This is a genomic window from Streptomyces sp. NPDC127068, from assembly GCF_042724695.1.
Lineage (GTDB): Bacteria > Actinomycetota > Actinomycetes > Streptomycetales > Streptomycetaceae > Streptomyces.
This window is the reverse complement of sequence record NZ_JBHXEN010000074.1, coordinates 15,367-33,485: the sequence shown is the minus strand read 5'-3', so window position 1 is coordinate 33,485 and position 18,119 is coordinate 15,367. Positions and strand designations below refer to the sequence as shown.

General features: G+C 74.5%; 14 protein-coding genes and 1 pseudogene. 8 read left to right on the top strand and 7 right to left on the bottom strand.

What is annotated here, in order from left to right:
• Window positions 1-73: 73 nt before the first annotated feature.
• Together ACFWIA_RS32195 and ACFWIA_RS32190 are read right to left on the bottom strand one after the other, a co-directional pair.
• On the bottom strand, window positions 74-1,147 hold the full coding sequence (locus ACFWIA_RS32195) for an isopenicillin N synthase family dioxygenase (protein WP_387010790.1): 1,074 nt from the start codon (window positions 1,145-1,147) through the stop codon (window positions 74-76).
• A 358-nt stretch (window positions 1,148-1,505) separates the two neighbouring features.
• Window positions 1,506-2,588 (bottom strand): DMT family transporter, encoded by a 1,083-nt coding sequence (locus tag ACFWIA_RS32190; RefSeq protein WP_387010792.1) that lies wholly within the window; start codon window positions 2,586-2,588, stop codon window positions 1,506-1,508.
• Between the two features lie 279 nt (window positions 2,589-2,867).
• On the opposite strand from ACFWIA_RS32190, the gene ACFWIA_RS32185 reads away from it, so the two are divergent.
• Window positions 2,868-3,809: a LysR family transcriptional regulator gene (locus ACFWIA_RS32185; RefSeq protein WP_387010789.1), complete on the top strand. Its 942-nt coding sequence runs from the start codon at window positions 2,868-2,870 to the stop codon at window positions 3,807-3,809.
• A 15-nt stretch (window positions 3,810-3,824) separates the two neighbouring features.
• On the opposite strand, the pseudogene ACFWIA_RS32180 reads toward ACFWIA_RS32185, so the two are convergent.
• Both ACFWIA_RS32180 and ACFWIA_RS32175 read right to left on the bottom strand, forming a co-directional pair.
• A pseudogene (locus ACFWIA_RS32180) lies at window positions 3,825-3,977 on the bottom strand (YdcF family protein); the annotation flags it as partial.
• A 52-nt stretch (window positions 3,978-4,029) separates the two neighbouring features.
• Window positions 4,030-6,900: an FAD-binding and (Fe-S)-binding domain-containing protein gene (locus ACFWIA_RS32175; protein ID WP_387010788.1), complete on the bottom strand. Its 2,871-nt coding sequence runs from the start codon at window positions 6,898-6,900 to the stop codon at window positions 4,030-4,032.
• An 851-nt stretch (window positions 6,901-7,751) separates the two neighbouring features.
• Here ACFWIA_RS32175 and ACFWIA_RS32170 point away from each other — a divergent pair.
• The 6 genes from ACFWIA_RS32170 (at window position 7,752) to serC (ending at window position 14,121) form a co-directional block, all read left to right on the top strand.
• Complete coding sequence (locus tag ACFWIA_RS32170) at window positions 7,752-9,938, top strand: ATP-binding protein (protein ID WP_387010787.1); 2,187 nt, start codon at window positions 7,752-7,754, stop codon at window positions 9,936-9,938.
• A gap of 107 nt (window positions 9,939-10,045) precedes the next feature.
• On the top strand, window positions 10,046-10,531 hold the full coding sequence (locus tag ACFWIA_RS32165; protein WP_387010791.1) for a roadblock/LC7 domain-containing protein: 486 nt from the start codon (window positions 10,046-10,048) through the stop codon (window positions 10,529-10,531).
• Window positions 10,528-10,887 carry a DUF742 domain-containing protein gene (locus ACFWIA_RS32160; RefSeq protein WP_387010786.1) on the top strand — a complete coding sequence of 120 codons (360 nt, stop codon included), beginning with the start codon at window positions 10,528-10,530 and terminating at the stop codon, window positions 10,885-10,887. Before ACFWIA_RS32165 ends, ACFWIA_RS32160 begins: the two co-directional genes overlap by 4 nt.
• Window positions 10,888-10,990: 103 nt before the next feature.
• Window positions 10,991-11,599: an ATP/GTP-binding protein gene (locus ACFWIA_RS32155; RefSeq protein WP_387010785.1), complete on the top strand. Its 609-nt coding sequence runs from the start codon at window positions 10,991-10,993 to the stop codon at window positions 11,597-11,599.
• The gene (locus ACFWIA_RS32150) at window positions 11,596-12,897 is read left to right on the top strand and encodes a cytochrome P450 (RefSeq protein WP_387010784.1); all 1,302 of its coding nucleotides are present in this window, start codon (window positions 11,596-11,598) and stop codon (window positions 12,895-12,897) included. Before ACFWIA_RS32155 ends, ACFWIA_RS32150 begins: the two co-directional genes overlap by 4 nt.
• 105 nt (window positions 12,898-13,002) lie before the next feature.
• Window positions 13,003-14,121, top strand: coding sequence for a phosphoserine transaminase (gene serC / locus ACFWIA_RS32145; protein ID WP_387010783.1), 1,119 nt, complete (start codon window positions 13,003-13,005; stop codon window positions 14,119-14,121).
• A gap of 79 nt (window positions 14,122-14,200) precedes the next feature.
• Here the strand turns inward: serC and ACFWIA_RS32140 are convergent, their stop codons facing one another.
• Both ACFWIA_RS32140 and ACFWIA_RS32135 read right to left on the bottom strand, forming a co-directional pair.
• Window positions 14,201-15,073: an ABC transporter permease gene (locus ACFWIA_RS32140; protein WP_387010782.1), complete on the bottom strand. Its 873-nt coding sequence runs from the start codon at window positions 15,071-15,073 to the stop codon at window positions 14,201-14,203.
• Window positions 15,070-16,083, bottom strand: coding sequence for an ATP-binding cassette domain-containing protein (locus tag ACFWIA_RS32135; RefSeq protein ID WP_387010781.1), 1,014 nt, complete (start codon window positions 16,081-16,083; stop codon window positions 15,070-15,072). The genes ACFWIA_RS32140 and ACFWIA_RS32135 overlap by 4 nt, the downstream gene beginning before the upstream one ends.
• A gap of 132 nt (window positions 16,084-16,215) precedes the next feature.
• On the opposite strand from ACFWIA_RS32135, the gene ACFWIA_RS32130 reads away from it, so the two are divergent.
• A complete protein-coding gene (locus ACFWIA_RS32130; RefSeq protein ID WP_387010780.1) occupies window positions 16,216-16,986 on the top strand; it encodes a TetR/AcrR family transcriptional regulator in 771 nt (256 codons plus the stop codon).
• Between the two features lie 21 nt (window positions 16,987-17,007).
• On the opposite strand, the gene ACFWIA_RS32125 is transcribed toward ACFWIA_RS32130, so the two are convergent.
• Window positions 17,008-18,015, bottom strand: a complete 1,008-nt coding sequence (locus ACFWIA_RS32125) for a TolB family protein (protein WP_387010779.1) — start codon at window positions 18,013-18,015, stop codon at window positions 17,008-17,010.
• Window positions 18,016-18,119 lie beyond the last annotated feature (104 nt).

The following is an 18,119-nucleotide window of genomic DNA, read 5'->3' as shown; positions in this document are numbered from 1 at the left end:
ACACGCGTTCCGAGGCACTGAGTGCCTCGGAACGCGTGTGCCTCGGAACGCGCGGAGTCCTCTTCCGGCGGCCCTACGCGGGGACCAGGAGCCCGGTGTGGTGCCGGGTGACGACCTGGGGGTGGGCGCGCAGCTTGCCCTTCCACTCGTTGCGGCCGAACTCGGCGTGCAGCGGGTTGGCCGGGTCGCTCGTCACCCCGGGCGCGAAGGGTGCGTACGGGAACGGCAGCGGGTCGATCCGGGCGTCCAGTCGCGGATTGTGGAAGTACGGGACGGAGTAGCGTTCCGTGGCGCCGGGCGGGCTGACCACGCGGTGGCGGGTGGCCACCAGGTAACCGTCGGTGGCGACTTCCAGGAGTTCGCCGAGGTTGACGACGAAGGCGCCCGGCATGGGCGGCACGTCGTGGAAGGCGCCGTCCTCGCGCTGGACCTGGAGCCCGCCGACCTCGTCCTGGAGCAGCAGGGTGAGGAACCCGTAGTCCTTGTGGGCGCCGACTCCCTGGTCGGTGCCGTCGTCGGCGCTGCCGGGGTAGCGGACCAGCTTCAGCTGCGGGTGGGCGTCCGGCCCGAAGGCGGGGGCGTAGAAGTCGGGCGGCGCTCCGACGGCGGTGAGCAGTTCCCGGAGCAGCCGGTCCGCGACGGCCCCGAGGTGGGACATCCAGGCCAGGGCGAGGGTCCGCAGCTCGGGCAGGGCGTCGGGCCATTGGTTGGGGCCCTGGAGCCACCAGTACGCGGGCTGCTCGGGGGCGGGTGCGCGGACGGATCGTTCCGCCCCGATGTCGAGTTGGTCGCGCCAGTCCCGACTGCCCCCGGTGCGTTCGTCTCCGGTACGGGTGTAGCCGCGGAAGTGGGGCGAGTTGACGATGTCGAGGGCGCGGCGCTCGGCCTCCGGGAGGGCGAAGAACCGGCGCACGGCGGAGGTGAGTGCGGTGGTGCGGGCCTCGGTGATCCCGTGTCCGACGAGTTGGAAGAAGCCGACGCGGTGGGCCGCGTCGTGGAGTTGTGCGTGCAGCAGGGCGCGGGCCTGTGGGCCGCGGTCCGCTGCGGCGAGGTCGATGACGGGGAGGTCGGTCAGCTGGTGTGCGTGCGGCGCCGTGGCTCCGGTCGACGGGTGGGTCGGGGGAACGGGCCGGGGGAAGTGCGTCATGGTGTGTCCGCTGGGGTACGGCACGGGGCTGCGCCGGGGTGGGGCGAGCACCGGCTGCCTGAGCTGATGGGGGCCGGAGTCAGGCGGAGGACCGACAGCTCGTGCTGGTGACCCGGACGTAGTCCACGTGGCGACGGCGTACGAGCGGAGACATGTCGCCAGCGTACTGCGGAGCGGGTCGCTCCGGAGGTGCCGTGGGTCACAGGGGGCGGCGGGTGTCCCCGGGGCGCACTCCGGGTCCACTCGTCCGGCGTATTCGGCCGGGACGTTCCAGCGGCCGGACGTTCCAGCGGCCGGGCGTCCCGGCGGGTGGGGCGTTCCAGCGGGTGAGCGCGTTCCAGCGGATCGACGGGCCCGCTCAGCCCTGGGCGGGCCGTGAGTCGGCGGGCCGCAGCTCAGCAGGCTGCGGCTCGGCGGACTGCGGCTCGACGGACCCAGGCTCCGCGGACCCAGGCTCCGCGGACCGCGGCTCGGCGGGCCGTGACGTGCGGACGATCCGGGACCAGCGTCGCGAACCGTCGGCCCGGGTCGCGCGCCCCTTCCCGCGCCCCACCTGGGTGCGCACCGCACCCACGCTCGCCGCGATGACCAGGGCGATGGCCGCCGACTGGGACACCGTCAGGGTCTGGCTGAGGACGAGGAAGCCGGCCGCCGCGGCGATCGCGGGTTCGAGGCTCATCAGGACGGCGAAGGTGGAGGCGGGCAGCCGGCGCAGCGCGAGGAGTTCCAGCGTGTACGGGAGCACCGAGGACAGTACGGCGATGGCCGACCCCAGGAGCAGGATCGACGGGTCGAGCAGTTTCGCGCCGGAGTCGACGATCCCGAACGGCAGGATCAGCACGGACGCGACGAGCATCGCGAGGGCGAGCCCGTCGGCCTTGGGGAAGCGACGGCCGGTGCGGGCGGAGAAGACGATGTACGCCGCCCACATCACGCCCGCCGCGAGGGCGTAGACCATGCCGACCGGGTCGAGGGTGCCGAAGCCGCCGCCGCTGAGCAGGAACACCCCGGCGAGCGCGAGGCCCGCCCACAGCAGGTTGACCAGTCGGCGGGAGGCGATCACCGAGAGGGCCAGCGGGCCCAGCACCTCCAGGGTGACGGCGGCGCCGATGGGGATGCGGGCGGCGGCCTGGTAGAAGAGGGCGTTCATGCCGGCGAGCGCCACGGCGAAGGCGATGACCGTGCCCCAGTCGGCGCGGGAGTGCCCGCGCAGCCGGGGGCGGCACACCGCGGCGAGGATCAGCGCCGCGACGACCAGGCGCAGGGTGACCACGCCGAACACGCCCGCGCGGGGCATCAGCCCGACCGCGAGGGCGGCGCCGAACTGGACGGAGATCCCGCCGGCGAGGACCAGCCCGACCGGGCCGAAGGAGCCGAAGCGAGCGGCGAGGCCGCCGGGCTCGGGAGGCGTGGCACCCTCGGAACCGGGGGTGCCGGGCACGGCGCCGGAGGTGGTCGCAGCAGCCGGGCTTCCGTCGGCGGCTCCGCGGGCGGGCAGGACGTCCACGGGACTCCCTCCATAGATCATCACAATGAACTGTCCAGTGCACCATAGTGCACCCATGGGTGGCGCGACACTCGTTTGTCCGGGCCCCGACCGGGCCGAACGGGCCGACCGCACCGAACGGGGACGGTCCGTCCCGCCGATCCTCCGCCCCACGCTAGGCGCCCCGCGCGTGCCCGTGAAATGCCGATCGGTCCCCGCTTATGCTTCACAGGCATGAGCGCTGACCGCAGCGGGGGAACACGCCCCGAGGACTCCGGAGACGGTGCCGGAACGGGCCGCCCCGGCAGCCTGCGCACCCTGGAGGTCCGGCATCTGCGCTGCTTCCTCGCCATCGCCGAGGAGGGCAGCATCACCCGTGCGGCCACCCGGCTACGGCTCACCCAGCCCGCCGTGTCCCGCACCCTCGCGGCCCTTGAGGACGCGCTCGGCGTGCGGCTCGTCGACCGTTCGACGCACCACCTCGCCCTGACCGCCCGGGGCCGCGCCTTCCGGGACCGGGCGCGGGCCGCGGTGACCGCCTTCGAGGACGCCCTCACGGCCGGGCGCGGCGCCCCGCGCCCCCTGCGGGTGGGCCACCCCTGGTCGGCCCTCGGCCCGTACACGACCCCGCTGCTGCGGCGGTGGCGCACCGACCACCCGGACACGCCCCTGGAGCTGCTGCGGATCGACGACCGCACCGCGGGGCTGACCCGGGGGCTGGTCGACGCGTCGTTCCTGCGGGGGCCGGTGCGGGCGCCCGGCCTGGAGTGGACCCGCCTGTACGAGGAGGGCCAGGTCGCCGCGGTGCCCTCGGACGGGCCGCTGGCCGGACGGGACGAACTGCGGCTCGCCGACCTCACGGACCGGACGATCGCCCTGAACACCGTCTCCGGGATGACGTCCCTGGACCTGTGGCCCGACGCGATCCGCCCCGGCTCGGTGATCACGGTCGCCAACACCGACGACTGGCTGAGCGCCATCGCCGCCGACCGGGCGGTCGGCGTCTCGGCCACCGGGACCGCGGACATGCACCCCCACCAGGGCGTCGCCTACGTCCCGTTGGTCGATGCGCCGCCCGTCCCGGTGTTCCTCGCCTGGCGCGCCGGTGCGGACGGGCCGCCGGTACGGGAGCTGTTGGCGCTGGCCCGGGAGGTCGTCGCCCAGCGCCCCGAGTGACCGCCGGTGCGCCGGTCAGCGCTCGATCAGGCGGCTGGTGAACCCGTCCCGGACGAGGGCCTCGTACGCCTCCCGCACGTCCGCCGGCACCTCCTGCGCGATGGCGAACCCGCGCTCCGGGTACTCGATCACCCGCTGGAGGTCACCGACGAGCATGTCCAGCGCCACTGCTCCTCGGTGACGGTCGGACGGTCGGTCATGCGTCGGCTCCTCGGTCGGTTCACGGGCGCGGCGGCAGTGCGTCCGCCAGGATCTCGGCCAGGTGTCGGCCCCGCACCCCCGCGAGCTGGTCGAGCTGGGTGCGGCAGGAGTAGCCGTCCGCCAGGACCACCGCGTCGGTCGGCGCCGACCGCACCGAGGGCAGCAACTGGTCCTCGGCGCACCGCACCGACACCTCGTAGTGGCCGCGGCCCCGCTCGAAGCCGAAGTTGCCGGCGAGACCGCAGCAGCCGCCGCTGAGCGTCCCGGTGAGTCCGGCCGCCTCGCGCAGCCTGCGGTCGGCGGCGTCACCGAGGACGGCGTGCTGGTGGCAGTGGGTCTGGCCGACGACCGGCCGGTCCAGCCGGGGTGGCCGCCAGTCGGGCGCCCGGGCCTCCAGCGTCTCGGCGAACGTCCGGACGGCGCCGGCGAGTTCGGTGGCCCGCGGGTCGTCGGGGAGCAGTTCGGGGAGGTCGGTGCGCAGGGTCGCCGCGCAGCTCGGCTCCAGGACGGTGACCGGGGTGCCCGGGCCGACGTCCGCGTCCAGGAGGTCCAGGGTGCGGGTCATGACCCTGCGGGCCAGGTCGAGTTGGCCGGTGGAGACGTACGTCAGCCCGCAGCACACCCCCGGCGGGGACAGCTGGACCACCTGCCCCGCCGCCTCCAGCACCCGGACCGCCGCCCGGCCCACCCCGGGCGCCAGGTGCTCGGTGAAGGTGTCCGGCCACAGGAACGCGACCTGGTCGGAGGAGAGGATGCGGGTGCCCGGGGGTACCGGGCGGCGGGCGAACCAGCGGCTGAACGGCTCCGTCGCGAGGCGGGGCAGCTCCCGTTCCGGCGCCACGCCGGCCAACCGCTTGCCGAGTGCCGCCCACCGCCGGTGGCCCGCCAACGCGTTCACCAGCGGGGCGGTCCGGGTGGCCGCCGCCAGCCGCAGCCACCGCGGGAGGCGGCCCATCGCGTAGTGCGCGGCGGGCCGGACCCGACCGGCGTAGTGGTGGTGCAGGAACTCCGCCTTGTACGTGGCCATGTCGACGCCGACCGGGCAGTCCGACCGGCAGCCCTTGCAGGACAGGCACAGGTCCAGCGCGTCGCGCACCTCCGTCGACCGCCAACCGTCCCTGACGACCGCATCGGGCGCGCCCGCCCGGCCGGCCAGCATCTCGTGCAGCAGCCGGGCCCGGCCGCGGGTGGAGTGCTCCTCCTCGCCGGTGGCCCGGAACGAGGGGCACATCACGTCCTGACCCGGTGTCGTCGTCCGGCACTTGGCGACGCCGACGCAGCGGCGGACCGCCGCGGCGAAGTCCCCGCCGTCCTGCGGGTAGCCGAACTCCACCGGGACCGGTGCGCGGGGCAGCACCCCGAACCGCAGGTTCTCGTCGAGCCGCGCCGGGTGGACCAGTACCCCCGGGTTGAGCAGGCCGGGCGGGTCCCACACCGCTTTCACCCGTGCGAACAGGGCGGTCAGTTCGGCCCCGTACATCCGTGGCAGCAGTTCGGCGCGGGCCATGCCGTCGCCGTGCTCCCCGGACAGCGAGCCGCCGTGCGCCACGACCAGGTCGGCCAGCGCCTGGGAGAAGGTCCGGAAGCGGGCGATGCCCTCCGGGGTGACCAGGTCGAAGTCGATCCGTACGTGTACGCAGCCGTCGCCGAAGTGCCCGTACGGGGCGCCGCGCAGCCCGTGCGCGGACAGCAGCCCCCGGAACTCCCGCAAGTACGCGCCGAGTCGGGCCGGGGGCACCGCGCAGTCCTCCCATCCGGGCCACGCCTCGGAGCCGTCCGGCATCCGGGTCGCCGTGCCGGCCGCGTCCTCCCGGATGCGCCACAACGCCCGCGCGGCGCCCGGGTCGGTGACCACCCGGGCGTCGAGCGCGTCGGCGGCGCGCACGATCCGGTCGGCCGCCGCCCGTGCCGCGGCCCGCGTCTCGCCGCCGGTCTCCACGAACAGCCAGGCCGCGCCCCGGGGCAGCCCGTCCACCGCGGCGCGGGGCACCAGGTCCGCCGCCATGCCCTCGACGGTGAGCGGGGCGTGTGGCAACAGACCCGGTGCGGCGTCCGCGGCGGCGCCCTCGTCGGCGTAACCGAGGACCGCGAGCGCCCGGGCCGCCGGGGTTTCCACCAGCCGTACGGTGGCCTCGGTGAGCAGCCCCAGGGTGCCCTCGGAACCGCAGAACGCCCGGGCCACGTCGGCCCCGTTCTCCGGGAGCAGCGCATCGAGGGCGTAACCGGAGATGCGGCGGGGCAGGGCGGGGAAGCCGGTGCGCAGCAGGGCGAGGTGCGACTCCACGAGGGGGCGCAGGCCGGCGGGCGCGCCGGCCCAGTCACGCCCGAGCCGGCTGAGGCCGGGTGCAGGGCCAGGGGCGGTGCAGAGGGCGGCCGTCAGGGCGGTGACGTTGTCGGCGGTGGTGCCCCAGGCCACCGAGTGCGACCCGCAGGCGTTGTTGCCGATCATCCCGCCGACGGTGCAGCGGCCGTGGGTGGACGGGTCGGGCCCGAACGCCAACCCGTGCGGTGCGGCGGCCTCCTGGAGCCGGTCGAGGACCAGACCGGGTTGCACGGTGGCGGTGCGCCCCGCCGGGTCGAGCGCCAGGACCCGGTTCATGTGCCGGGTGAAGTCGAGGACCACGCCCGTGCCGGTGGCCTGGCCCGCGATCGAGGTGCCGCCGCCCCGGGCGACCAGCGGCACCCCGTACTCCCGGCAGACCGTGAGCGCCGCGACGACGTCGTCCGCGTCCCTGGGCGCGACCACGCCCAGCGGCACCCGACGGTAGTTGGACGCGTCCATCGTGGTCAGGGCGCGCGCGGTGGTTCCGAAGTCGACCTCGCCGGCCACCTCCGCGCGCAGCGCCGCCCTCAGGCCGTCGGGTTCGGTCCCGGTGCCGTGATCCGTCATGGCTCCAGCATCCCCCGCCGGACTTCCCGGGCGGGGGAGGCGGGTCGACGCACGGACCGGAGGGCGCCGCACTTCGGAGAATCGGGCCGTTCCGGGGAATGGCACGACGTGCCAACGGCCATGTACGTAGTCGGGCCGTCCACTTCGGTCCGGACGGGGAATCCGATCGCCGTATACGAGGCGGTCGGTATGTCCCGCATGACAGAGCCGCCGGATGGGGAGGGGGAGGGATAGCGAGAAACGGAAGAGAAACAAGCTACGGAGGAAACGAGTGGGACGGGGGTGGCACGGTGAGAGGTGAGCGAAGCGGCGGCACGACCGCCGTGGCGAGGCGGGACGTGCGGCTGACCACGGCCGTACGACCGGTGAACGACGGGGAAATGTTCGGCGGACCCCGCCACCGGGACATCACCCTCACCCCACGGTTCGCTCATGACGCACACAAGAACCCCACAAGGGCGACTGTGGTGCAGACCAATTCGCTGACCCGGCCCCGGGAAATCCCGTATTGCGCCGGTCGAATCTTCCCAATCCGATCCGGAACTCTCCTATAGTGACGGCAAGTTGAGCGGACCGTGTTTCCTTCCGGGGCAGCGGGACACTCCGGCCCGCTCCTCACCCGCCCCAGCGGCCCACCACCTCGGGGCCAGACCCGCTGGGGACGCCCCCCGGGCGACGCCCACACCCGGGGCGCCCGCCCGTGGCGCACACCGGTGGCGGACTCCCGCGGAGGCACCGGCGCCCCCAGGCCCATCCGCCCCTCGTCCCCCCAGCGCACGCGCCACCCGCACCACCCCCACTGACCAGCCCGTGGACTCGCCCACCGAGGACATGACCCGAGGACACGATTGATGACCGCGCCCCCGCCGCACGCGCGTCCCGCGACCGACCAGCCGCGCCCCGCGCCCGCGACCGACCGGCACCGCACGGCCGCGGCGCAGCCCCGTCCCCGCACCCCGACGTCCGCGCGCACCGACGCGCCCCCACCACCCGCAGCGTCCGGCCCCCGGCCCCCGACCCCCGCGCCGCACCCCGCACCCTCCTCCGGTGGTGTCCCGTCCGCCCCGGCCAGCGCCTCGCGCCCCACCGCCCCCGGCCCCTCCGACCAAGGAGCCACCGCGCCCAGCAGCCATTTCCCCGCCGCCCGACCGCCCTCGACCCCCCGGATATCCACGCCCCGGCGCACGCCGGGGCGCCCCGGACCCACCCCGTCGACACCCACCTCGTCGACACCCGCCCCTTCGACGCCCGTCGCCGACGACGCCCCCACTCCGGCCCTCGCGGCCCACCCCGTCCCGTACCGGCCGTCCCGCCCCGCTCCCCCGGTCGGCACCACCGCCCCCGGCCCCGTGGCGCCCGCGCGGCCCCGGCCGCTCGTCTCCGCCCTGTGCGGGCTGCTCGCCCTGCTGCTCGCCGCAGCCGCCGCGGTCGTCGCCGCCCGGACCGCACCGGCCGACGCCCGGGGCACGGTCGCCCTGGGCGGCGCAGCGGCGGGCGCCCTGCTGCTTGCCGTCGCCCTCGCACTCGTCCACCACGCCCTGCGCACCGCAGCCGTGTTGCGCGCCCACCTCGCCGCGGCGAGGGCCGAGACGGACCGGGCCCACGACGAGGCCACCACCCTCGCCGACGACCTCGCCGGCGAACGCGCGCGGCACGGGGCGGAACTCCGCACCGAGCAGGCGCGCGCAGCCGCCGCGCTCGCCGCGGAACGGGACCGGCTGCACGGTGAACTCACCCGTGAGCGCGAGCGGCTGGCCGCGGAGACGGACCGCCTCGCCGAGCTGGCCGACCGCGCCGCCACCGACCGGGCCGCCACCCTCGCCGCCTGCGCGAACGCCGCCGGGCGACTCCAGGCACTGGCCACCGGCACCCTCGCCGACCTGCGCCGCATGGAGGACGAACACGGCGACGAGAACGTGCTCGCCGACCTCCTCCACATCGACCACCGCACCGCCCAGACCGGTCGTCTCGCCGACTCGATCGCGCTGCTCACCGGCGCGCGCTCCGGCCGCCGTTGGGCACGTCCGATCGTGATGGAGTCGATCCTGCGCGGCGCGATGGGCCGCATCAGCGCGTACCCACGGGTGCACCTCCACTCCACCAGCGAGACGGCCGTCGCCGGCCACGCCGCCGAGGGCGTCATGCACGCACTCGCCGAACTCCTCGACAACGCCGCGAACTTCTCCCCGCCGAACGCCGAGGTCCATGTGTACGTGGAGGAGGTGCCGGCCGGGGCGGTCATCTCCGTGGAGGACAGCGGACTGGTGATGAGCGAGCACCAACTCCGGCGCGCGGAACGGGCCGTGTCCGGTGACTCCGCGGAGCTGGGCGGTCTGTCCGGCAACCGGCTCGGCCTTGCGGTGGTGGGACGGCTCGCCCGCAAACACGGGCTGACCGTGTCGTTCCGCCCCTCGGCGCGCGGCGGCACCGGTGTGGTGATGATGGTCCCGCGGGAGTTGCTGACCGGGCCGGACGCGGTCCCCGCACGGTACGTGGGCCTCCCGCCCGCCCCACCGCCCCCGTACGCGCCGGAGTCCGGTGACGAGGCCGGCCCCGTACCCGTCGCGGCCGAGCCCGCCCACCGGAGCCGCCCGGAGCTGGCCCCCGCGGACGCGGCGCAGCCCGCCTCCGTACCGCCGCACCCGCTGTCGTTCTCGTACGCCGCCGCCCGCGCCCTGGCGGAGGACGGCGTGGACGCGGAGCCCCTGCCGTCCCACGGGCAACCGGGCGCGGCCGAGGTCCGTCCCGGTCCCGAGCACCGGGACCCGGCACCCGTCCGCGCGGCGGAGCCCACCGCCCGGCCGCAGCCGTTGCCCCGGCGCCCCCGGGGCCGCACCCTGCCCGCCCCCGAGGCCCGGCGGGCCGAGGCCGAACGCCCCGGCGCGGCCGACCCCGTGGACGTCGCCGCCCGCGCGGCCCGATTCAGCAGTTTCCGCGCCGCCGTGCGCCCCGCTCCCCCGACCCCCGACCCGGCGCCCTCGCCACCGGCGCACCAGGTCGACGGCCCGCACCACCAGGAAGGCGACACCACCCGATGACCGGCACCGCCCGTTCGCACCCGACCAGTTCCGCCGACGACGCCGAACGCGCGGACTCCCTCCACGCGTTCGACGCGGCCTACCCGATGGCCACGTACCACGCGGGCATGGCGCACCAGACCCCCGCGTCGGACGCCACGACCACCGTCGACGACACCTTCGCCTGGCTGCTGGAGGGACTGCTCGCCCGCACCCCGGGCGCCCGGCACGCGCTGGTGCTGTCCCGCGACGGCCTCAAGCTGTGCCGCACCCCGGAACTCTCCGTGGACCAGGCCGACCAGCTCGCGGCCATCGCGGCGGGCATCCACTCGCTGTCGCACGGCGCCTCCGTGGAGTTCGGCGACGGCGGGGGCGGGGTGCGCTCGGCGATGGCGGAGTTCCACGGCGGGGTGCTGTTCATCGTGGAGGCCGGGCAGGGCGCCCACATCGCGGTGATCGCCGACGAGGACGCGGAGGCCGGGATCGTCGGCCACCACATGAGCGAACTCGTCGGGCAGCTCGGCGCGCACCTCGCCCCCCAGGGCCGTGCGGTGGACGACGCGGTGGACGATTCCCGGGCCGCGGAGGGGCCGCGCACCGCGCCCGGCCAGTGAGCCGGGCCGGCCGGGACGAGGTACCGGATCGGCTCTACACGCTCACCGGCGGACGCAGCAGGTCCCCGGCGGACACCCCGCTCGACCTGGTGACGCTGATCGTCGCGGAGTCCGAACCGCGTCCCGGGATGCAGTCGGAGCACGCGGCGATCCTGCGGATGTGCCGGCTGCCGATGGCGGTGGTGGAGATCGCGGCGGACCTGCGGCTCCCGGTGAGCATCACGCGGGTGCTGCTGTCCGATCTGCTGGCGGCGGGCCGGATCAGCGCACGGCACCCCCGTCCGCCGGTGCCGCGTGAGAGCTTTCCCGATTTCGAACTCCTGGAGCAGGTGCTCGTTGGACTCCGAAGGATCTGAAGCATCCCAGGCGCGCAGACGTCCGTCCGCCCGTCGGGGCACCACCCCGCCGGGCCCGCACGCCACCGGCCCTGACGCCACCGGCCCGGAGGACCGTCCGGCGTTGGAGCCGACCGCCGAGACCGGTCTGAAGATCGTGGTCGTCGGCGGCTTCGGCGTCGGCAAGACCACCCTCGTGCGTTCGGTGAGCGAGATCCGCCCGCTGACCACCGAGGAGACGTTCACCTCCGCCGGGGAGGAGGTGGACGACCTCACCGGGGTGAAGGCGAAGTCGGAGACGACCGTCGCCTTCGACTTCGGCCGCATCACGCTCGGCCCCCGCCACGTGCTGTACCTGTTCGGGGCGCCCGGCCAACCCCGGTTCTGGTTCCTGTGGGACCAGTTGTTCACCGGGGCGCTGGGCGCGGTCGTCCTGGTGGACACCCGACGCGTCGACGACTGCTGGTACGCGATCGACCGGCTGGAGCAGTCGGGCACGCCGTTCATCGTCGCCCGCAACGACTTCGGCGGGCCCCCGTACACGCCCCGGGAACTGCGGGAGGCGCTGGACCTCGACCCCGACGTTCCGGTGATCGACTGCGACGCCCGGTCGCGGGAGTCCGCGGCCCGGGTCCTGATCACCCTCGTCGAGTTCCTGACGACCCGGTTCGGGTCCTGGGCCGGTCCGCCGGACGGCCCGTGGCCCGACGGGCGTCCGGACGGTGCGCCGTGACGTCCGCGGTCCCCGAGGGGCCGCCCCCGGTCCCGCTGGGTCGGCTACGGCAGCCCGGGGCCAGCGCCGCGCTCCACCACGAACTGCGCCGCACCCACGGACCGGTGGCGCCCGTGCTGCTGGACGACGGGGTGCCGGCCTGGCTGGTCCTCGGCTACCGCGAGCTGCACCAGGTGACGGCGGACCCGCAGCTGTTCAGCCGGGACCCGGGGCTGTGGAACCGGCCGGGCACGATCCCCGACGGCTGGCCGCTGCCCCCGGACGTCGGACGGGACGCCCCGTCCGCCCCACCCGCCTCCGGCGCGGGCGCCGCCCACCCGCACCCGCCCGCCCCGCACACCACCGTGCTGCACACGACCGGACCGCGGCACACCGAGCGGGCGGCGGTCATCGCGCACGCGCTCACCGCGCAGGGCCCGTACCGGCTGCGGGAGCACGCGGAGCGGTTCGCCGACGCGTTGGTCGACGGGTTCTGCACCCGGGGCGGGGCCGATGTGATCGGGCAGTACGCGGTGCCGTTGCCGGTACGGGTGCTGGCGCGGCTGTTCGGCTTCGCGGAGTCGTCGGCCCCGGAGCTGGAGGCGGCGCTGAACGCCGTCGCGGGCGGGCGCGAGGGAGCGGTGGACGGACGGCGGCGGCTCACGGCGGCGGTCGGCGAGCTGGTGGCGGAGCGCCGCCGCGAGCCGGGCGAGGACGTGGCCTCGCGGATGCTGGCCGATCCGGCGGGGCCGTCCGAGGAGGAGATCGCCCGGGACCTGACGCTGATGCTGATCGCGGGGCACCGGCCCACCACCGACTGGATCGGCAACTCGCTGCGGCTGATGCTGACCGACGAACGGTTCGCGGCCTCCCTGTCCGGCGGGCGCCGCAGCGTGGTCGAGGCGATGAACGAGGTGCTGTGGGAGGACCCGCCCGCGCAGAACGTTCCCGGGCGTTGGGCGGCGCGGGACACGGTGCTCGGGGGGCGGCACATCCGCGCCGGCGACCTGGTGGTCCTGGGTCTGGCGGCGGCGAACTCGGACCCGGAGGTGCGGGCCGACCGGGCCGCGCTGACCGGCGGCAACAACGCGTTCTTCTCCTTCGGTCACGGGGAGCACCGCTGTCCGTTCCCGGCGCGGGAGATCGCGGAGGTGGTGGCGCGGGCGGGGGTGGAGGTGCTCCTCGACCGGTTGCCCGATCTGGACCTGGACCTCGCACCCCAGGAGTTGGCGCGGCGGCCGTCCCCGTGGCTGCGGGGCGTGTCCCGGCTCCCGGTCCGCTTCACCCCCGCGGCAGCGATCGGCCCCCGCCGCCGCTGATCGGAGCCCGTCGCGCACCGGGGCGGCCGTCCAAGATCCGGAGATCGCGTCTCAGCCGCCGGACACCCGTCCCGGGAGCGTTCGGCGACGGGCTAGGCTCCGCACGTGGCTGAGATCCAGATTCCCGCTGACATCAAGCCCGCGGACGGCCGTTTCGGCGCGGGCCCCTCCAAGGTGCGGACCGAGGCGCTGGACGCCCTGGCCGCCACCGGTACGTCACTGCTCGGCACCTCCCATCGACAGGCCCCGGTGAAGAACCTGGTCGGCCGGGTCCGGGACGGCGTGAGCCGACTCTTCGAACTGCCCGACGGGTACGAGGTGATCCTCGGCAACGGCGGCTCCACCGCCTTCTGGGACATCGCGACCCACGGGCTCATCGAGTCCCGCTCGCAGCACCTCACCTTCGGCGAGTTCTCCTCGAAGTTCGCCAAGGCGGCCAAGCTCGCCCCGTGGCTCGGCGAACCCTCCCTGGTGACGTCCGAACCGGGTACGCACCCGCTGCCGGTCGCCGAGGCGGGCGTGGACGTGTACGCGTACACCCACAACGAGACCTCCACGGGCGTCGCGATGCCGCTGAAGCGGGTCGAGGGCGCCGACGAGGGCGCGCTGGTGCTGGTCGACGCGACCTCCGGCGCGGGCGGCCTGCCGGTCGACGTCCGGGAGACGGACGTCTACTACTTCGCGCCGCAGAAGTCCTTCGGTTCGGACGGCGGGCTGTGGCTCGGGGTGTTCTCGCCGGCCGCGATCGAGCGCGCCGAGCGCATCCACGCCTCGGGGCGGCACATCCCGGAGTTCTTCTCGCTGCCGACGGCGATCGACAACTCCCGCAAGAACCAGACGTACAACACGCCGTCGCTGACGACCCTGTTCCTGCTGGCCGACCAGCTCGACTGGATCAACGGCCAGGGCGGTCTGGACTGGGCGGTGCGCCGCACGGTGACCTCCGCGCGGACCCTGTACGGCTGGGCCGAGGCCAGCAAGTACGCCAACCCGTTCGTGGCGGACCCGGCGCAGCGCTCCGCGGTCATCGGCACCATCGACTTCGCGGACGAGGTGGACGCCTCCGCCGTGGCGAAGGTGCTGCGCGCCAACGGCATCGTGGACACCGAGCCGTACCGCAAGCTGGGTCGCAACCAGCTGCGGGTGGCGATGTTCCCGGCGATCGACCCGTCGGACGTCGAGGCCCTGACGGCCTGCGTGGACTACGTCATCGAGCAGCTCTGACACCTGCACCTGCACCGACTGCGCCTCCTCCCGCCGAGCGGGAGGAGGCGCAGTCGCGTGGGGGCGCGGGGCGGGGTCGTCAGCGGCTGAGCCGCTGGAAGCGGCGCACGGCCAGTGGCAGGAACACCGCGGTGAGCACCAGCGGCCAGGCGACCGCCATCAGCATGGCGTTCTGCTCGACCCAGGAGTCACCGCTGCCGACGGGGCTCCCGAACAGTTCCCGGGAGGCGGCGACGGTGGAGGAGATGGGGTTCCAGGCGGCGACGTGCCCGAGCCAGTCGGGCATCAGCTGGGGCGCGACGAAGATGCTGGAGATCATCGTCAGCGGGAAGGCGACCGCGAACAGGCCGCCCGCGGCCTCCGGGTTCGGCACCATCAGCCCGAGCCACACGCCCAGCCAGATCAGGCTGAAGCGGAGCAGCAGCAGGAGCCCGAAGGCCCCGACCGCGCCGCCGAGACCGCCGTCGGGCCGCCACCCCATGGCGAGCGCGGTGAGCATCAGGATCGTCAGCTCCGCGCAGGCCACGATCAGATCGGTGACGCCGCGGCCCGCGACGACGGCCGAGGGGGCCATCGGCATGGAGCGGAACCGGTCGATGACGCCCTTGGTCGCGTCGTAGACCACGACGGTCGCCGTGTTGATGAACCCGAAGGTCATCGTCATCGCGAACATGCCGGGCATCAGGAAGTCCCGGTAGTCACCGCCGCCCGGCACCGTCATCGCGCTGCCGAACACGTACCCGTACAGCAGCACGGACAGGATCGGGAAGCCGAGCTGCCAGGCGATGTTGACGGGCTGGCGCTGGTAGTGGGTGAGGCCCCGGCGGACGACGTTCCAGCAGTCCGCGAAGACCCAGTAGAGCCGTCCGTGATCCACCGCGTCCGTTCCGCCCCCCGACGGGACGGGCGCGGCGGCGGGTGTCGTGCGGTGCTTCTCGGTGGTCGTGGTCATCGCTGACCGCCCCCCTTCGGCTCGTTCCGGTCGCCCTCGGCGCCCGCCGCCGACGGCTCCTGCTGCTTCTCGACGCGGTGTCCCGTCAACCGCAGGAAGACGTCGTCGAGGCTGGGCCTGCGCAGTCCGATGTCCTCGACCTGGACGCCCTCGTCCTGGAGGGTCCGGGCGACCTCGGTGAGCGCGGCCACCCGGTCGGTCACCGGGGCGTGCACCCGGCGTTCGGCCGCATCGGTCTCCGGCTGCCCCTCACCGACCCGGGCCACGACCTTCGCCGCGCGCTCCAGGTCGGCCCCGTCGGCGACGACGACCTCGATGCGGTCGCCGCCGACGGTGTCCTTCAGCCCGTCGGGGGTGTCGTCGGCGATGGCCCGACCGCGGTCGATCACGGTGATCCGGGAGGCCAGCTTGTCGGCCTCCTCCAGGTACTGGGTGGTCAGCAGGACGGTCGTGCCGCCGGCCACCAGGGCGCGCACCGACTCCCAGACCTCGCCGCGGCTGCGCGGGTCGAGCCCGGTGGTGGGCTCGTCGAGGAAGAGGACGTCCGGCGTGAGGATCATCGAGGCGGCCAGGTCGAGCCGTCTGCGCATGCCGCCGCTGTACTTGTCGACGCCCCGGTCGCCCGCCTCCACCAGGTCGAACTGTTCCAGCAGCTCGGTGGCCCGGTGCTTGGCGCCGCGTCCGCCGAGGTGGAAGAGGCGGCCGAACATCTCCAGGTTCTGTCGGCCCGTCAGCACCTCGTCCACGGCCGCGTACTGGCCGGTCAGCCCGATCCGGGCGCGGACCGCGCGGGCGTTCTCCCGTACGTCGAGCCCGGCCACCGTCGCCCGGCCGCCGTCCAGCTTGACCAGCGTGGACAGGATGCGGACGGCGGTGGTCTTGCCGGCGCCGTTCGGCCCCAGCAGTCCGTGCACGGTCCCCCGTCGGACCGCGAGGTCGAAGCCGGCCAGGGCGTGCTTCTCGCCGTACCTCTTCTGTAGTCCCTCGGCCTGTACCGCGTACGTGCTCATGACCCCTCCACCCCGTGACCGCGCCCGTTCGACCCGGCTCCGACACCGTGCCGCCCGGCTAACTGAGTACAGCGTACCTCATGTCGAGTACGGCGTACTCAGTTTAAAAGGGGGGAGACTAAAATGCGCAGCATGGAGAGCACCGAGACCAGCGGCAGCGGCGACATCCAGCGCACTCTCGAACTGCTCTGGGAGCCCGAACGCAGGCCGAGCCGAGGGCCCAAACCGAGCCTGACGGTCGACCGCATCGCGCTGACCGCGATCCGCGTCGCCGACGAAGAGGGCCTGGACGCCGTGTCGATGCGACGGATCTCCACCGAACTGGGCACCGGCACCATGTCGCTCTACCGGTACATCCCCGGCAAGGCGGAACTCCTCGACCTGATGCTCGACCGGGTGCAAGAGGAGCCCGCCCTCGACGACGCCTCGTCCACGGGCACGTGGCGGGAGGGCGTCGAGGAGATGGCCCGCGAATCGCTCGCCCTCTACCGGCGCCATCCCTGGCTGCTCCAGGTCAACCAGGTGCGCCCCGTCCTCGGGCCCGCCACCCTCACCAACATGGACCGGGTACTCAGCCGCATCCGCCCCATGGGCCTCACCGACCCCGAGTTGCTCTCCGTGATCATCATGGTCGACGGCTACGTGTCCGGGGTCGCCCGCACCAACGTCCACGCCGTGGAGGCGGAGAAGCGGACGGGCCTCACCGACCAGGACTTCTGGGCGGCCCAGGCGCCCTACCTGGAAGGGATCATGAAGAGCGGACGCTTCCCCGTGATGGCGAGCCTGTCCGAAGACACCTTCGGCATGGACTTCGACCACTTCGCGTTCGGACTCCAGCGCATCCTGGAGGGCCTGGAGGTCCTGGTGGAGCGACGGGCGGCGGCGCGGGCGGCCGACGCCTGAGGGGGGTGGACGGGCCCGGTCTCAGCCCTTGCCGCGGCGCAGCCGCCGCACCCCGAACACCGCCACGAGCAGCACGACGAGGAGGGCGGCGCCCTGGGTGAAGCCCCCGCCGTCGCCCTCGCCGCCGTCGCCCGCTGCGGAGCCGTCCGAGCCGTCCCCGTCTCGCCCGCCCCCGGACCCGCCGGGCGCCTTCCGCGGCTCCACGTCGCTGCCCAGCCCCTCGGACCCGTACAGCAGGGTCTTGCCGTCCGGGGTCCAGGTCAGGGACTCGCCCTGGCGCTGGAGCGGGATGCGGAGCCGGTCCACGCGCTTCGGCTTGTCGCCCTTCCAGTCGTAGAGGACGCCACCGAGGTAACCGCGCAGGGCCAGCTGTCGACCGTCCGGCGAGAAGGCCCCGTCGGTGACCCACAGGTCGATGTCCGAGACCCGGCGGAACACGTTGGTGCCCGAAGGCGACAGCTTCGCCGGCCCCGCGTACAGGGTGGCCCCGTCGTCCTTCTTGTCCGTGATGTAGACCCGCCCCGTCTTCGGGTGGACCATCAGCGCCTCGGCGTCCCGGGGCCCGTCCGCGTACTTGACGACGTACTGCGTGGCCTTCACCGTCCGGTCGACCAGCTTCTTCGGCTCCGGCACCTTGTAGACCCACACGTGGTTCCAGGTGCCGCCGAGGTTGTCCCCGATGTCGCCGACGTACAGGTTCCCGTCCGGGCCCAGCGAGATCGCCTCCACGTCGCGCGGGCGGCCGACCCCGGTCAGCGTGAGCGTGGCGACGGTCTTGCCGCTGCGGGCGTCCACCGCGTACAGGAACGCGCCGTCGTCGCTGTCGTTGTGCGTCCAGTAGATCCCCGGGTGCCGGCGGGACGCGGCCAGCCCGCTGGACTCCTTGATCCGGGGGTCCTCGATGGTGAACCCCTCGGCACCGACGTCCCCGGCCGAGGCGGGTCCGGCGGCGGAGACGGGTCCGGCGGTGAGCACGGTGGTCAGGACGGCGAGGCAGGCGGCACCGGCCACCGACGAAAACGAACGCATGCCCTCAAGACTGCCACCCCGCAGGGCGGTTCACTCCGGCCACCGGCAAACACCGTCCCGCGGCACCGCCCGGGTGCCGGACCTCACACCCCGCCCCACCTGCC

Excerpts from the sequence above, each read along its gene's own strand:
- ACFWIA_RS32195 (WP_387010790.1), bottom strand. The coding sequence starts at position 1,147 with ATGACGCACTTCCCCCGGCCCGTTCCCCCGACCCACCCGTCGACCGGA.
- ACFWIA_RS32135 (WP_387010781.1), bottom strand. The coding sequence starts at position 16,083 with ATGAGCACGTACGCGGTACAGGCCGAGGGACTACAGAAGAGGTACGGC.
- ACFWIA_RS32165 (WP_387010791.1), top strand. The coding sequence starts at position 10,046 with ATGGCGCACCAGACCCCCGCGTCGGACGCCACGACCACCGTCGACGAC.
- ACFWIA_RS32175 (WP_387010788.1), bottom strand. The coding sequence starts at position 6,900 with ATGACGGATCACGGCACCGGGACCGAACCCGACGGCCTGAGGGCGGCG.
- ACFWIA_RS32170 (WP_387010787.1), top strand. The coding sequence starts at position 7,752 with ATGACCGCGCCCCCGCCGCACGCGCGTCCCGCGACCGACCAGCCGCGC.
- ACFWIA_RS32130 (WP_387010780.1), top strand. The coding sequence starts at position 16,216 with ATGGAGAGCACCGAGACCAGCGGCAGCGGCGACATCCAGCGCACTCTC.
- ACFWIA_RS32140 (WP_387010782.1), bottom strand. The coding sequence starts at position 15,073 with ATGACCACGACCACCGAGAAGCACCGCACGACACCCGCCGCCGCGCCC.
- ACFWIA_RS32125 (WP_387010779.1), bottom strand. The coding sequence starts at position 18,015 with ATGCGTTCGTTTTCGTCGGTGGCCGGTGCCGCCTGCCTCGCCGTCCTG.
- ACFWIA_RS32185 (WP_387010789.1), top strand. The coding sequence starts at position 2,868 with ATGAGCGCTGACCGCAGCGGGGGAACACGCCCCGAGGACTCCGGAGAC.